General features: G+C 70.9%; 11 protein-coding genes. 6 read left to right on the forward strand and 5 right to left on the reverse strand.

Features of this window, described 5'->3' with window-relative positions:
• Nucleotides 1-4 precede the first annotated feature (4 nt).
• From ET471_RS17690 to ET471_RS17710, 5 genes are read right to left on the reverse strand one after another with little or no spacing between them, the layout of a single operon-like run.
• Nucleotides 5-1,414 carry an amidase gene (locus ET471_RS17690; RefSeq protein ID WP_129190525.1) on the reverse strand — a complete coding sequence of 470 codons (1,410 nt, stop codon included), beginning with the start codon at nt 1,412-1,414 and terminating at the stop codon, nt 5-7.
• A complete protein-coding gene (gtfA, locus tag ET471_RS17695; protein ID WP_129190527.1) occupies nt 1,407-2,891 on the reverse strand; it encodes a sucrose phosphorylase in 1,485 nt (494 codons plus the stop codon). The genes ET471_RS17690 and gtfA overlap by 8 nt, the downstream gene beginning before the upstream one ends.
• Nucleotides 2,888-3,589: an arylsulfatase gene (locus ET471_RS17700; RefSeq protein ID WP_129190529.1), complete on the reverse strand. Its 702-nt coding sequence runs from the start codon at nt 3,587-3,589 to the stop codon at nt 2,888-2,890. Before ET471_RS17700 ends, gtfA begins: the two co-directional genes overlap by 4 nt.
• The gene (locus ET471_RS17705; RefSeq protein WP_129190531.1) at nt 3,586-4,509 is read right to left on the reverse strand and encodes a hypothetical protein; all 924 of its coding nucleotides are present in this window, start codon (nt 4,507-4,509) and stop codon (nt 3,586-3,588) included. The genes ET471_RS17700 and ET471_RS17705 overlap by 4 nt, the downstream gene beginning before the upstream one ends.
• 29 nt (nt 4,510-4,538) lie before the next feature.
• Nucleotides 4,539-5,993: an FGGY-family carbohydrate kinase gene (locus ET471_RS17710; RefSeq protein WP_129190533.1), complete on the reverse strand. Its 1,455-nt coding sequence runs from the start codon at nt 5,991-5,993 to the stop codon at nt 4,539-4,541.
• Between the two features lie 260 nt (nt 5,994-6,253).
• On the opposite strand from ET471_RS17710, the gene ET471_RS17715 reads away from it, so the two are divergent.
• From ET471_RS17715 to ET471_RS17740, 6 genes are all read left to right on the forward strand, one after another.
• Nucleotides 6,254-6,955: a YesL family protein gene (locus ET471_RS17715; RefSeq protein WP_129190535.1), complete on the forward strand. Its 702-nt coding sequence runs from the start codon at nt 6,254-6,256 to the stop codon at nt 6,953-6,955.
• Nucleotides 6,956-7,243: 288 nt separating this feature from the next.
• The gene (locus tag ET471_RS17720) at nt 7,244-8,629 is read left to right on the forward strand and encodes an ABC transporter substrate-binding protein (protein ID WP_129190537.1); all 1,386 of its coding nucleotides are present in this window, start codon (nt 7,244-7,246) and stop codon (nt 8,627-8,629) included.
• Entirely contained in the window at nt 8,629-9,600 is a 972-nt protein-coding gene (locus ET471_RS17725; protein ID WP_129190539.1) for a carbohydrate ABC transporter permease, read from the forward strand. The genes ET471_RS17720 and ET471_RS17725 overlap by 1 nt, the downstream gene beginning before the upstream one ends.
• Entirely contained in the window at nt 9,597-10,526 is a 930-nt protein-coding gene (locus ET471_RS17730) for a carbohydrate ABC transporter permease (RefSeq protein ID WP_129190541.1), read from the forward strand. Before ET471_RS17725 ends, ET471_RS17730 begins: the two co-directional genes overlap by 4 nt.
• Nucleotides 10,527-10,614: 88 nt before the next feature.
• Nucleotides 10,615-13,248, forward strand: a complete 2,634-nt coding sequence (locus ET471_RS17735) for a glycosyl hydrolase 2 galactose-binding domain-containing protein (RefSeq protein WP_242496350.1) — start codon at nt 10,615-10,617, stop codon at nt 13,246-13,248.
• On the forward strand, nt 13,245-14,744 hold the full coding sequence (locus ET471_RS17740) for a glycoside hydrolase family 1 protein (protein WP_129190545.1): 1,500 nt from the start codon (nt 13,245-13,247) through the stop codon (nt 14,742-14,744). Before ET471_RS17735 ends, ET471_RS17740 begins: the two co-directional genes overlap by 4 nt.
• The last annotated feature ends 308 nt before the right edge of the window (nt 14,745-15,052 follow it).

Genomic DNA, 15,052 nt, shown 5'->3' on the forward strand with positions numbered 1-15,052 from the left:
TCCGTTACCTCGTCGTTCTTGAGAGAGTCTGGGCGACGGCCTCCACGGCCCGGGCGACGTCGAGAAGCCGGTCGTCGTCGCCGCCCAACCCCAGCAACTCGGTCGAGCAGGGCCCTTCGCCCGTGTCGACCATCCCCATGGGGACGGCGACGGCGGGAAAGCCGGTGTGCTCCGACCAGCGGGTGAACACGCCCGCCTGCTCCTGGCCGAGCCAGGTCGGCACACGCTGCACACTGGGGTACATCACGGCGTCGAGGCGCTGGTCGAGCAGCAGGGCATGCGTGGCATCCCGCAGCTCACGACGACGCTCGTACACCTGAGCCGTCGCAGCCTCGTCGGGCTCGACCGCCGCGTGCCGCGTGAAGGTGAGCAGCGCGTTCTCGGTCATGGCGCCCGAGGCGAGCAGGTCGTCGAAGTCACGGGTGGGCATGCCCCCGCGCGCCAGGTAGGCGTCGACCGCCTGACGCGCCTCGGCGTTGATCGCCACGGAGGCGTCGAGCAGCTCGCGCGGCGGCGCCGGGACCTGGCCGACGTCGACCCCGCTGGCGCGCAGCGCGTCGACCAGCTCGCGGAAGCGACGCAGGACCGGCCCCTCCGGGTCGTCTCCCCAGATCGCCAGGCCGCCCTCGACGATCCCGAGCCGCAGGCCGGTCGGCACCGGCGCCGACGACGGCGCGGACCGCACGGGCAGGTCCCGCAGAGCGTCGAAGGCCATCGCCAGGCCCGCGACGCTCGACGCCATCGGGCCGACGGTGTCCTGCGAGGGCGACCGCGGGAACACCCCGTCCAGGGGAAGCACCCCGGTGCTGGGACGCAGTGTCGCCACCCCGCACAACGCTGCGGGGATGCGCAGCGACCCCCCTGTGTCGGTGCCGAGAGACAGGGGGGCGTACCCGGCCGCCACGGTGACCGCAGCCCCGCCGGACGACCCGCCCACCGTGCGGGCCGGGTCGTAGGGGTTGCGCATCGGCCCGAGGATCGAGGACTCACCCCAGCAGGCGGCAGCGAAGTCGTCCAGCGACACCTTTGCGAGCGCCACCATCCCGGCCTCACGCAGGCGTGCCACCACGGGCGCGTCCTGGCTCGGCACCCAGTGCTCGAACAGCCTCGAACCGTGGGTGGTGGGCATCCCCCGCGCCTCGATGCAGTCCTTGACGGTGAACGGCACGCCGTCGAGCGGGCCCCGTGCCTGCCCGCGGGCGCGCCGCTCGTCCGCAGCGCGAGCCTCCGCCAGCGGGTCGGGCGCCACGGCGATGACGGCGTTCAGGCCGTCCGGGCCGTCGAACCGCTCGATGCGGTCGAGGCCACGACGGACGAGATCCTGCGAGGTGACACGCCCGTCGGCCAGTGCGGCAACGCATCCTTCGAGGCTGGAGAGCGGCCCGTCGTCGAGGGCGGCGCCCGGCTCAAGCATCGATGATCTCCTCGACCCCGGTGAGCCGCCGCTGTCCGTCGGCGTCGCGCAGCACGATCTCGACGTGCCGCTCGGCCAGGTCGACCGTGAGCACCGCGCCGGCGTCGCCGTTCACCCAGTCGAGCTCCAGGCCTGCGGTTCCCGTCTGACGCCACGAGAACTCGCCGCCGAAGGCCGGGTGCCGCGACCGGAGCCGCACCAGCCCACGCAGCGCGCGCACCACGGGCCGGTCGAGCGCCTCGACCACCTCGGCGTGCGTATACCGGTGGCGGTTGATGTCGCGCCCCTGGCCGGTCGAACGCCACAGGTCGACGTCGTCGACGCCCGCGAGCAGGCCCACGTAGTAGATCTGTGGCTCGCCGGGCACGAAGAGCTGGACCGCCCGGCACAGCAGGTAGGCGTCGTCGTCGCGCCCGAGCGCTGAGTAGAAGGTCGCGTTGATCTGGTGCGGCAGGTCGCACCACGCCGGGATGACCGATGCCCGGTCGGACTCCCCGTCGGTCGCCGCACTCGCGGCGGCGAAGACCGCCGCCATCTCGGCGTGGTCGATCAGGCCTGGTAGCTCCCGCCCGCCCGTCGTGACGGGGCCGGCGTCGATGATCCCGATGCCGTCGTGCGTGTCGAGCACGGTGATCGCGTTGGCCGGCCGGATGTCGAGCCAGCGCGCGAGCCGGTCCGAAGTCCGCGCCACGAGCGAGTGCAGCAGCAGGGCGGGCAGCGCGAAGTCGTAGACCAGGTCGACCAGCGGTGCGATGCGCTGCTGCTGGGTGTAGTGCGCGTGCACCTCGACCAGGACGCGCATTCCCGCCTCGTGGCACAGCGCAGCCAGGTGGCGGACGTACTCGAGCGTCTCGTCGGTCATGAAGGAGTCCGTGCCGACGGTCTTGATCGCGTACCCGACGGCGTCGATGCGCACGGTGCGCACACCGCCGTCGGCGAGCGTGCGGATCACGCGCCGCAGGTACGCCTCCCCGGCGGGGTGCTGGACGTCGAGGTCGACCTGGGACGGCATGAACGTCGTCCACACGAGGCGGCGCGTCCCGTCGGCCTGCTGGTACGCGGTAAACGGCAGGCCCGGCCGCGGGCGGTAGAACGCAGTGATCCCGGCCTCTGTCGCGTGCCCGCCGAACACCCGGTCGAACGTGAGGAACATGCCCTCGTGCTCCGAGTGCGCTCCCTGGGCGAGCCAGTCGCGGAACTCGGGCGAGTCGGCCGAGACGTGGTTGACGATGAGGTCGGCCGTGACCTCGAACCCGTCGTCCGCGAGCGCCCGCACGTCGGCCCAGGTGCCCAGGCGGGAGTCGACCACCGTGTGGTCGGTGGGGTCGAACCCGGCGTCGTCGCCGTCGAACGGCGTGAAGAACGGCAGGATGTGGACCCCGGCGAAGCCGACGAGCTCGGTGGTCAGCAGCTCGCGCAGCGCGCGCAGGTCCCCGCCGATCCGGTCGGCGTAGACCAGGATGTCGACGCCGGTCACGACCCGTCCCCCTGCTCGGCCAGCAACGCGGCCAGCGCGGCGACGCCGGACTCGGGCGACGACAGCACCGGCACGCTCACGTCGGCCCCGTCGAAGGCCGCGACCATCGAGGCCTGGGCGAGCACGATGACGGCGCAGCGCTCCTGGGCCTCGGCCGCGGCGGCGAGCAGCAGGCGGTCGTGCTCGGGCCGCTCGCCGCGCGCGAGCGCCGCGGCGGCGCCCTCGACCAGCACGGTGTCGACCGACAGCCGGTCCTCGGGGCGGCGGGTGGCCGCGTCGGTGACGAGCCGGCCCGAGGGGCCGAGCGTGGACGGCTGGGTGGCCAGGACGACAATCCGGCTCCCAGGCCCGGCCGCGGCGGCGATGCGCGCCGCCTCGGCGGCCATCGGAGCGTCCACGCGCAGCACCGGGACGGGCAGATCCGCGTCCTGTGATGTGGCGCCCTCGCGGATCGACGTAGTGGCGACCTCTCCGATCGAGGAGCACGTCACGAGGATCGCGTCGCAGTCGAGGCCCACCAGCGCGCGGCACGCCGCCCGCGTCAGCTCGGGCACGTCGGGCGACTGCGCCACCGCGAGCGACAGCAACTGTGCCTGCACCAGGTGGACGACGTCGCTGCCGGGGACCGCCGCGCGGACGCGCTCGTCGAAGCCGGGCGCGAGCGCCGGCACCGTGTGCAGCAGGCCGACGCGGGTCATCGGTCGGCGTCCTTCGCCACGAGACCCTTGTCGGCGGCGGCCACGCGCCACGGCCGGGCGTGGGCGTCGACCAGCTCGCCCAGGGCCTGCAGGCGGGGCACGGACACCTCGCGCAGGCGCGCGTCGAGGTCGTCGGCGCCGACGACGTCGGACCACAGGCCGCGCCCGGCGAGGAACCCACTGGCTCCTGCGGCACAGGCGGCCTGCACGGCACCGGCGAAGTCGTCGATCGCGACGCCCTGCGACAGGATCACCCAGGGTGTGGCGATGGCGTCGTTCAGGAGCCGGCACTCGGCCACGAGGGTGTCGTGGTCGCCCTTGCCGGCGAGCGGCATCTGGACCTTGTACAGGTCCGGCCCGAGCGCCGACAGCTCGCGCGCGGCCTCCCGGATGGCCTCCGACTGGTCGAAGCCGCCCGCTGCGTCCTCGGCCTGGGTGGCCCGGACCACGGGCTCCAGCACCGACACCAGGCCCAGGCGCCGCGCGGCCGCGATGAACTCGCGCGCGAGCTCGACCCGGGCCTCGCGGAGCTCGTCACGCCGCCAGATCACCAGCAGCTTGATCGCCGAGACCCCGGCTAGGTCGAAGTCGTCGCCGACGACGACGGCGTCGAGCGCCGTCTCCCCCACGATGCCCTCGGGGGTCATGGTGAGCGCGTCGGCGGCAGCGATGACGGCGCACGACGGTGCCACGAGCCCGTCGTCGACGATGCCGCGCAGCCCGAAGTCCCGGTCGACGAGGAAGGCCGACCCGTGCGGGGTCAGCTCGCGCGCGACGGCCCGCTTGAAGTCGACCAGGACGTCGTCGGCCACCACCCCCTTCCCGGCGGCGGCGAACATCCCGCGCAGGGACTCGCGCTGGTCCATGGCGATCATCGCGAAGGTCCCGGTGCGGCGTGCGAGTGCATCGAGCGTGGTCATGGTGCTCCTTGGCAGGTGTCGGACCGGGGTCACCGGTCGGGGGGCGACGTGTGCGGCGCGCCTAGGGCCGCGGTGACGAAGGCTTCGTACAGCTCGATGAGACGGGGGTCGGGGGTGGCGGCCACCGGCTCGGAGGGCAGCGGGGCCAGGGCGATGCCCGTGTTCTCGATACCCCCGCTCTCCATGCCCAGGTTCTCGGCGGCAATCAGGGCGGCGCCGAGGGCGACGGCGTCGGGCTGAGTCGCACGGCGCGTGGCCCACGGTGTGAGCTCCGCCTTGCGGCGTACCCAGGCCGCGTTCCGGGTGGGGCCGCCCAGCAGCACCGACTCGCGCGGCCGGCCGCCGACAGCGACCTCGGCAAGCCAGCGCGCCTGCAGCACCAGCCCGCGCAACAGCGCCTCGGTAAGGACGGCGTCCGGCGCGTGCTCGTCCGCGCCGAGCAGCGCGAACCGGGCGTCGGGGTTGGGGAACGGTGCCTGACGTCCGCGCAGGTACGGCAGGGCGAACGCCCCGGTCGGGGCGTCGCGGTCAAGGCCGTCGAAGAGCTCGTCGGGCGTCGTCCCCGGGCGGCTCTCGCACCACCACGCGACCAGGCCGCCCGCGCTGGCCGATGCGGCAATCACGGCGTGCTGGTCACCGGCGATGGTGCGCACCACCGACATGCCGTGCCCACCCCAGCGGTCTCGGTCCTGAGGCGTCGTAGCGCCGACGACGGCGTACACGGCCTCGCTGGTGCCGAGTGAGTCGGCGACGCTCCCTGGCGTGCGCACCCCGACCGCGTGGGCTCCGACGGCATGGTCGTGCCCGGCGACGAAGACCGGGATCCCGGCCGGCAGGGCGCCGTCGAGCGCCCCAGGGCGTACGGTGCCTGCCGCCTCGCGCGGCTGCAGCACGTCGGGCAGGCGCGAGAGGTCGAGACCACCCAGCGCGACCAGGTCGGCGTCGAACTGGTCCGCGTCGAGCCCGAACGCGCCCGTGCGGCCCGCGAGGGTGTGATCCGTCGCGTACCGGCCCGTCAGCGCGTGCACCACGAGGTCCGCGACGCCAACCCAGCGTGCGTGGCGCCACGCCTCCGGCATGGTCTGGGCGAACCACGCCCACTTGGCCAGCGGTGGCTTGGGGCCGAAGGCTACGCCGGTCTCCCGGTACAGCTCGCCCGGGTCGGTCGCGGCTTCGAGCTGCGGGAGCACGGAGCGGGCACGGTCGTCGGCCCAGCCGACGAGCGGGCCCAGGGCGGTGCCGTCACGCCAGTCCACCGGCCCGCCCGTCTCGGCCATGGAAGAGACCGCCACGGCGTCGGGTGCGATCGGCGCGGTGCCGAGGCAGCGGCGCACACACCGGGCGACCGCATGCTCGATGTCGCCGAGCGTGCCGGGTGTCGGTTCGGTGACCTTGGCGACGACGCGCACGCCCGCGGCCCCCCAGGCGGCGAGCACCACCTTGGTATTCGTGGTGCCCACGTCGATGCCAAGCGTCGCGGTCAACGTAGATATGGGCACGATCCCAGAGTACGGAGCGAGTCCCGTGCGTCACCAGCCGCGAACGGCGTACTGGCGGCTCTTGAGCGGCCAGACTGCTCATCTCGCCCGGTCTCTCGTCCGGACAGGACCTGGCCCTGGCGACGCACGCCGGGAGCGACAGCTCGATCCATCACTCCACCATCGTGGTCCAGCGCGCGTCATCTCAAGAGTCGTGGCGCGGGCACTTCACGAGCGGAGGCCTGCCCCACTCCTACACTCGCCCGATGCATCCGGAGACAGTCGGCCACCGCGCCGGCGCCCAGCAGGTTGGTCGAACCGCGCTCTCACTCCTCGTCGTCAACGTCCTAGTCGGGCTGAGCACCGCACCACTGTGGGCGGTTGGCCTGTCCGCGGGGCCGATCCGCACCGGAGCGACTCTCGCAGCGTTGCCAGTCTTCGTGCTCCCCGCTCTCGCCGCCACCTTCGCGGTGTTCCGCACCAGCGCAGTTGGCGGGCCCGCCTCCGAGCGAGGGATGCCGGAAGCACCGCGTCGTGTCGCAGGCATCTGGTGGCGGGCCTGGAGGAGACACTTCGGCATGTCGGCGATCGTCGGAACCATCCTCGCGTTCATCGTCGCCGTCGCCCTCATCAACATCGGCGTGTTCCTGGGCAGCCCTGCCGCGACGGTGACCACTCCCCTCAACGTGCTCGTCGCGCTTCTTACCACCTCGACGGCACTGCATCTCTTGGCGCTTCAGGTGGAGTCCGGCGTCGGCCTGCCGTTGCGGAAGCGGATCCAGGCCTGCCTCGCTCTCTCCGTGCGCCGATTCCATCGCACTGTCCTTGGCTTCGTCGCCCTCCTGGTGGCAGGTTCCATGATCCTGGAACTCCCACCCGTTGGAGTCCTCGTGACCCTCGCACCGCTGCTCTGGGTCGCGTGGTTCATGTTCCGCACCACCTTGGACCCGGTGATCCCGGAGGGGTGACGACGACGCCCTGGTAGGAACGCGCTGGGCACGATCTCAGCGACTGCGTCCACCCGCGGACCTGAGATCGTCACGCGTCGTTTTGAAAGTCATTGAGCGACAACCCCTCCTCAAGTGGCTTGGATGTGGGCACGATTCCAGAGTCGATGGTTCCGGGCGGTGCGTCGCCGCACCGCGTGTGCAACTCGTCGATTGAACCAGCCAACCCACCGCGTGAGTCAGCGATGACGCAGCCGCTGAGTCCGACTCTCAGCGAACGGCTCACCAGGAACACGAAGGAGTGACGGCATGAAGCTTCGTCAAGCAAAGGCGGTCGCGGTTGCCGCCGTTGGGACGCTTGCGCTCACCGCTTGTGCCCAGGGCAACGCCGGCGGCGCGAGCGACGTCGAGTTCGGCGGCGACCTTGAGGCGACCGAACTCACCGTCATGGGTTTCGCAGACCCAGACGAGATCGGCCAGGTCCGATGGGACCGCGCCGCGGATGCGATCGCCCCAGCGACGATCCGACCCGGCGAGGGCGGGTTCGACATCCAAGCCTTCCTCGCAGCCCGCTCCGCTGGCAACGTGCCAGACCTGGTCTACTTCAACCGCGCTGACTTCACCGGCACGCTCGCGTCGCTCGGTGCCCTCATGCCGCTCGACCAGTGCATCGAAGGCGAGGGCATCGACTTCGACCAGTTGCGTGACCCGGCCGTCGCCCAGGTCACGTTCAACGACCAGGTCTTCGGCGTCCCGGAGTTCGGCCAGGTGCAGCTCGTCATGTCGAACACCGACTTGCTCACCGCCGCGGGTCTCACCCCCGCGGACATCGATGGCTCCGACTGGGAGTCGATCACCGCTGCCGTCGGGGACATCACCGTGCACGATGGCCGCCTGGATGTCATCGGATACCACATGTCGTTGCCGGGCTTCTTCCCGCTCTACGTCGCCTCCAACGGCGGCCAGCTCATGAGCGACGACGGCCGGACCGCGACGATCGACTCCCCGGAGGTCGTCGAGACCCTGGAGTGGATCATGGACCTCATCGACAAGCAGGGCGGCTGGGGAGAGGTGCACTCCTTCATTGAAGCCTCGGACCGCTGGGGCGAGGGCAACCTCATTGCCACGGACACCGCTGGCGCCCTCGTCGAGGAGCAGTGGTACCTCAACGTGTTGATGAACAACACACCGGACATCCCGATCAACGCCACGCCGTTCCACTCCCGGGCGACGGGCGAGCCGATCGCCCTGTCGACCGGTCTCACCTGGGCCATCCCTGTCGGCGCGCAGAACCCGCAGGCGGCGTGCCGTTTCATCGCCACCATGGTCCACACCGACTCGTGGATGGCCGCTGCCCAGACCCGTTATGACCGCGTCACCGCGGAGGGCAACGCCTTTACCGGGCTTCTCACAGGGAACGCCGTCGCCGACCGGATGATTCGCGACGAGTTCGTCACCGGCACGGGCTCGGAGGCGTGGGACCGGTCGATCGATGCCATGTACGAGGCTTCCGAGCACCTGTTCTTCATCCCGCCGACTCCCGCCGACCAGGAGTTCCGCGCGGCGTGGTTCGACGCCGTCAACCGCGTGCTTGCCGGGAACATGTCGATCGAAGAGTCCCTGGCCCGCGGTCAGCGCGAGGGCCAGCGGGCGCTTGATGACGGGTGGGCCCGGGCCGAAGGACTCGGCGACTGATGGCAACCGCGACAGTCGCGAAGGGCGCGCCCGGGGAAACCCTGGGCGCGCCCCCGCGCCCGATAAGACGCTTCTTCGACCGGCACCGCAACACCCTGGGCGCCATGGCGTTCATCAGCCCATGGATCATCGGGTTCCTGGTCTTCACCGCATGGCCGATGATCTACAGTTTCTACCTGTCGCTGACCGACTTTGACAACATCAACCCTCCACGGTTTGCCGGGCTCGCCAACTACCGTGCGATGATCAGCGACCACACGATCCCTCAGGCGCTGTGGAACACCTTCCACTTCGCTATCATGTCGGTTCCAGCGACGATCATCGTCGGACTGTTGCTGGCAATGCTCCTCCAGCGGGCAAGCAGGGGCAACGGGTTCTTCCGCACCGTGTTCTTCCTGCCCCGCATGACTCCGCAGGTCGCAGTCGGCGTGCTGTTCCTCATGCTGTTCAACGGTTCACGAGGAATCATCAACCAGATCCTCGGCTGGTTCGGCATCACCGGACCGCAATGGACGGTCGACTCGGCATGGATTCGGCCCGGTCTTGTCCTCATGGGCCTGTGGACCGTCGGCAACACCGCCATCATCCTTCTTGCCGCTCTCAAGGACGTCCCTCGAGAGCTCTACGAGTCGGCGCGAGTGGACGGAGCATCTAGCCTGCGCCAGTTCTGGTCGATCACGCTGCCGTTGATCTCCCCGCAGATCTTCTTCGTCTTCATCGTCAACTCCATCGCGTCCTTGCAGACATTCACCGAAGCATACACGGCGTTCTTTGGAAACCAGGCGAACTTCAGCAACGACGCAGCCCTGTTCTATGCGATCCACATCTTCGAGACAGCGTTCCGGAACTTCCGCATGGGCTACGCCTCAGCGATGGCCTGGGTGCTGTTCCTGATCATCATGATCATCACCGCGATCCAGTGGAGGGTCTCGAAGCGGTTCGTCTTCTATGGAGGGGGTGGCGACGAGTGAGCACTCTGGTCGCACCGACGACCGACACCGTCGATGTCAAGGTGGCCAAGGAGCACAAGCGGAGAGCCAACGTCCGGCAACGTGCCGGGCAGATCTTCACCTACACCGCCCTGAGCTTAGTCTGCATCGTCTTCATCTACCCGCTCATCTGGCTGGTCTCGGCGTCGTTCAAGCCACGCGGGCAGGTGTTCGACAACCGCCTGATTCCACGAACATTCCAGCCGGAGAATTACCGTATCATCTGGGAGGCGGCACCGGTCGCGCAATGGCTCGTGAACTCTTTGGTGATCACAACATTGGCTGCACTGGCCGTCGCGGCATCGTCTGCATTGGTTGCCTGGGGTTTCACCTACTTCCAGTTCAAGTGGCGTGACCGGTTGTTCGCTCTGGTGCTCGGGACCATGATGTTGCCCGCGGTGGTGACGATGATTCCCGAGTTCCTCGTGTGGAGCGGGTTCGGGCTCGTCGGAATTAACGCCCCATTCAACGGAACGCTGCCGATGTGGGCTCACAACCTCTTCGGCTCAGCCTTCTACATCTTCCTGCTTCGACAGTTCTTCATGCGACTGCCCAGGGACGTCTTTGAGGCGGCGAAGGTAGATGGCGCGGGCAACTGGCGCATCTTCTGGCAGATCGGGATGCCTCTGGCGAGACCGGCGCTCGTCGTGACAATCCTGTTCGAGGCACAGGCTGCGTGGACCAATCTGCAGCGAGCGCTGATCTACCTGCAGGACTCGTCGACCTTCACCGTGCCGCGTGGTCTGAAGGCGGTCGTCGACAGGTTCGGCGCTGGCATCGGTGGCGAGCAGAACTGGGAGTTGGTCATGACGGCCGCCGTGGTGACGACACTCCCGTTGATCATCCTGTTCTTCTTCGGGCAGAAGCAGTTCGTCGATGGCATCGCCACGACGGGTTCGAAGGGCTGAGAGGACGCGACGGGCTGTGCGGGGCCGACGTTCGGGTCCCCGCACAGCCGTCTTTCTGGACGCCGACGCTCAACAACGAGGAGGCGCCGTGATCACCGACCTGACCGGGTCCTGGCTGCTGCGCGAGGCTCTCGGCGAGACGTGGCGCTGGTACGTGGACGCGCCGCTGGGCACGGCCGGCAACAACGTCGGCGCGGCTGCCGCGACTGCGGCGGCCACCCCTGGCTGGCTGCCGGCTCGCCTGCCGTCGTCGGTGCGCGGTGATCTGCTTCGCGCGGGTGAGATCCCATCGCCGTACGTCGGTCGCGACTCGAAGGCCTCGGAGTGGGTCAGCGAGCGGCACTGGGTCTACCGCCGCACGTGCGCGCTCCCCCGCCCGCTCGCCGCCGACGAGGTCGCCTTCCTCGAACTGGACGCCGTCGACCCGCGCGCGCTCGTGCTCGTGGACGGGCAGGAGGTCGGCGTCGCCACGGGTCCGTTCGGGACCAGCCGCATCGCCGTCGGCGCTCTGCTGGCCGACGGCGCCGAGCACCGTCTCGCCCTGGTGCTGCCCCCGGCACCGGCCTCGCAGCCCCAGGTGGGGCGCAGCAGCGAGGTGCGGGTGCATACCCCGCGCATGACGTACGGGTGGGACTTCTGCCCGCGCCTGGTGCACCAGGGCGTGTGGGGCCCGCTGCGCGTCGTCGCCGGCACCGCCGTCGACGGCGGCACCTCGGCCACCACCGCCGTGCGTCACGACGACGACGGCCCGCTCGGTGAGGTCCGCGTCCGCGGCCGGTTGCACGCCGCCCCAGGCCGAAGCCTGCGCGTCACGGTGACCGTCGACGGCGAGGAGGCCGCGCGGGCCGTCGTCGTCGCGGCCGACGGCACCGCGTCGGTGGACCTCGACGCGGCCGTCCGCGCGCCCGAGCTGTGGTGGCCGCACGGGCTGGGCGACCAGCGGCGGTACGGCGTGGCGCTGCTCGTCGACGGCGAGTCCGTCTGGCACCGCCGGGTCGGGTTCCGTGAGGCGGCCTGGGAGGTCAACCCCGGCTCCCCGGCGGGTGCCGAGCCGTACAGTCTGCGCGTCAACGGCCGCCCGGTCCGCCTGACCGGCTGGAACTGGGCCCCCGCCGACGCCCTGTATGGGGAGGTCACGCGCGAGCGCCTGCGCCACCTGCTGACGCTGGCCCGTGACTCAGGCGCGAGGCTGCTGCGCGTCTGGGGCGGTGGCCTGATCGAGACCGCCGACTTCTACGACCTCGCGGACGAGCTCGGGCTGCTCGTCTGGCAGGAGTTCTCGCTGTCGTCGTCGGGCATGGACTCGACGCCGTCGGATAACCCGGAGTTCGTCGCGCTGCTGCGTACCGCCGCGCGGGAGGCGGTCCGGGAACGAGGCCACCACCCCAGCCTCGTGCTGTGGGGCGGGGGGAACGAGCTCGACCTCGACGGCGTCCCGCTGCGCACCGAGCAGTCGCCGGCGCTCACCGCCCTGGCCAAGGAGCTCGCCGAGCTGGACCCGGCCCGGCGCTGGGTCTCCACCTCACCCACCGGACCCGTTTTCCACAACCGCATGGACGTCATCGAGGCCGGCCCCGACCGGCTGCACGACGTGCACGGCCCATGGGAGCACCAGGGCCTCGTAGACCACTACACGCTGTACAACGCGGGCACGTGCCTGGCGCACACCGAGTTCGGGGTTGAGGGCATGGCCTCGGCCCGGCAACTCGCCGCCCTGGTTCCCGGCGAGCCAGGGCTTCCCGGCGACCCGCGCCCACTGGACCGCTCCAACCCCGTGATGCGCCACCTGGGCGAGTGGTGGAACAACGCGCCGCTGGTGCACGCCGCCTTCGGTGGACGCCTCGTCGATCCAGTCGGGCGCGAGGACGTCGACGCCGTGCGCCGGGCCTCGCAGCTCCTGCAGGCCACCGGCCTCGCGTACGCGGTCGAGGCGGACATGCGTCGGGTGCCGCGGTGCTCGATGGTGCTGCCCTGGCAGCTCGCCGAGTCGTTCCCCAACGCCTGGTGCACCGCCGTCGTCGAGTACCACGGCGACGTGAAGCCCGCGTACCACGCGGTGCGCCGCGCGTTCGCGGAGCGCCGCGTGACCCTGCAGCTGGAGCGCGGGGCCTGGCACGGCTGCGCCGAGGTGTCGGCCGCCGCCTGGGTGTGGGCCGACCCGGTGTGCCCGGCTCCCGCGGGCGGGACGCTGCGCCTCGCCCTGTGCGACCTGACGACGGGTTCGGCTGTCGCGAACCGCGAGTGGCCCCTGGACGTCGTGGGCGACCCGGAAGAGGTCGGCACGCTGACCGTGCCCGCCGCCACACTGGCTGACGTCGGGCCGATGGTCGCGTGGGTCGCCCGCTGGGTCGACCCTGCGGGCAGCGTCATCGACGAGGAGGTAACGCTGGCGAGCCTCACGCAGGACTGGGGTCCGCTGTGCGACCTTCCCGCCGCCGACGTGCGGGTGGAGGTCGACGCGGCCGACCACGTCTGGCAGGTCGAGGTCACGAACACCGGCAGCACCACCGTCGTCGGGCTCGATCTGCACGACACCCGGCCAGCCGGTGCCGAGGGACACGTGCGCCGACGCCTCGACCCGGGCCCGCTGCTTCCCAGCCAGACCCGCACCGTCACGGCCCGCTGGGACGGCGTGCCGTCGCAGGACCGTGCGCTGCTGCTCGACGCCTGGAACCTGACTCCCCAGACCCTGACCGCCCACCGTCACGGAGCCCCCGCATGAGCGAGACGACGCCCGCCTTCCCGCCGGACTTCCTGTGGGGTGTCGCCACTTCGGCGTACCAGATCGAAGGATCGCGGCAGGCCGACGGCGCCGGCGAGTCCGTCTGGGACGAGTTCTGCCGCCGGCCGGGCGCCGTCGAGGGCGGCGGCGACGGGTCGCGCGCCTGCGAGTCGTACGACAACCCCGAGCGGGACCTCGCGCACCTGACCGACCTGGAGGTGAAGGCGTACCGGTTCTCGCTGGGGTGGTCGCGCATCATGCCCACGGGCTGGGGCGCGCCCAACGCAACCGCACTCGACCATCACGACCGGTTCGTGGACCGGCTGCTCGACCTGGGTATCACCCCGCTGGTCACGCTCAACCACTGGGACATGCCGCAGGCGCTCATGGACCTGCGCGGCCCGTTCGACACCGACGTCCCCGGCCGCCAGATCGGCGGGGCGGCACCCCGCCCGGCGCGCGGCGGATGGCTCGCCCGCGAGTCGGTCGACGGCTTCGCGCAGTACACCGAAGCCGTCGCGGACCGGATCGGGGACCGGGTGAGCGACTGGATCACGCAGAACGAGCCCTGGATCATCCAGCTCCTCGGCTACCAGCTCGGCCTGCACGCCCCGGGGATCGCCGACCTCGCCCGCTCCGTCGTCGCGGGCCACCACGTTCTGCTGGGCCACGGCGCGGCGGCCGACATCCTGCACGCTCGCAACCCACGGGCCCGCGTAGGCACCGCGCTGTCGCTGTTCCAGTGCTACCCGGCCACCGACACCGAGGCAGACCGTGTCGCGGCCTGGGGCTCGGACGGGTACGTGAACCGGTGGTACCTCGATCCGCTGTACGGCAAGGGCTACCCGGCCGAAATGCGCGCGGTGTGGGAGGCGGTGCTACGACGCGAGAACGCCGGCTTCACGCTCGACGACGTCATCCGCCCGGGTGACGAGGACGCGATCGCTGGGCGCAGCGACTTTCTCGGCGTGAACTTCTACACCCGTCGGGTCTGCGCCGCAGTCCCGACGGGCGCCGACGGCCTGCCCCTCGACGACCGCGACTTCCCGTGGCAGGTGGTGGGCCCGTCGGGCGACGTGGCCCGCACCGACGAAGGCTGGGAGATCGCCCCCGACACGTTCCGTGACCTGCTGGTGCGCCTGCACACCGACTACGGCGCACCGCGCATCCTCATCACCGAGAACGGCGGCGTCTTCGGTGACACCCCGACGCACGACGGACAGGTGCACGACAACCGCCGCATCGCGTACCTGCGCTCCCACCTGCAGGCCATCCTCGACGCGCGCGCCGCAGGTGCCCGCATCGAGGGGTATATGCAGTGGTCGCTGCTCGACAACTTCGAGTGGGCGCTGGGCTACCGCCCCCGGTTCGGGCTGGTCCACGTGGACTACGCCACCGGCGCTCGCACCCTCAAGGACTCCGGCCGCTTCTACGCAGGCGTAGCCCGCACCGGCACCATCGCCACCGTCGACCCGCAGTACTCCCCCTACGGCTGACCAGCCCCCGACCGAAGGACACCATGAGCATCGTCAACGTCGCCGAGCCAGGAAACGGCTCGCCCGTCGACACCCTGAACGCCGTCGCACCCACCGACACCGTCGACGTCGTCGAGACGGAGAGCGGCTGGACCGTCGAGACCTCCGCCTACAGCCTGGAGCTCTCGGCGGGAAGGCCCCGGGCGCTGCTGCGCGGCACTGACGGTGAGGTGTGGAGCGATCTCAGCCTGATCGCCTCGGCGCACCGGCTGGATCTGCCGCACGAGAAGCTGCCCCCGGTCGGCGCCCCGTTCGGTGCGCGTCGCACC

Origin of the sequence: Xylanimonas protaetiae, assembly GCF_004135385.1 — a bacterium.
GTDB classification, from domain to species: Bacteria; Actinomycetota; Actinomycetes; order Actinomycetales; family Cellulomonadaceae; genus Xylanimonas; species Xylanimonas protaetiae.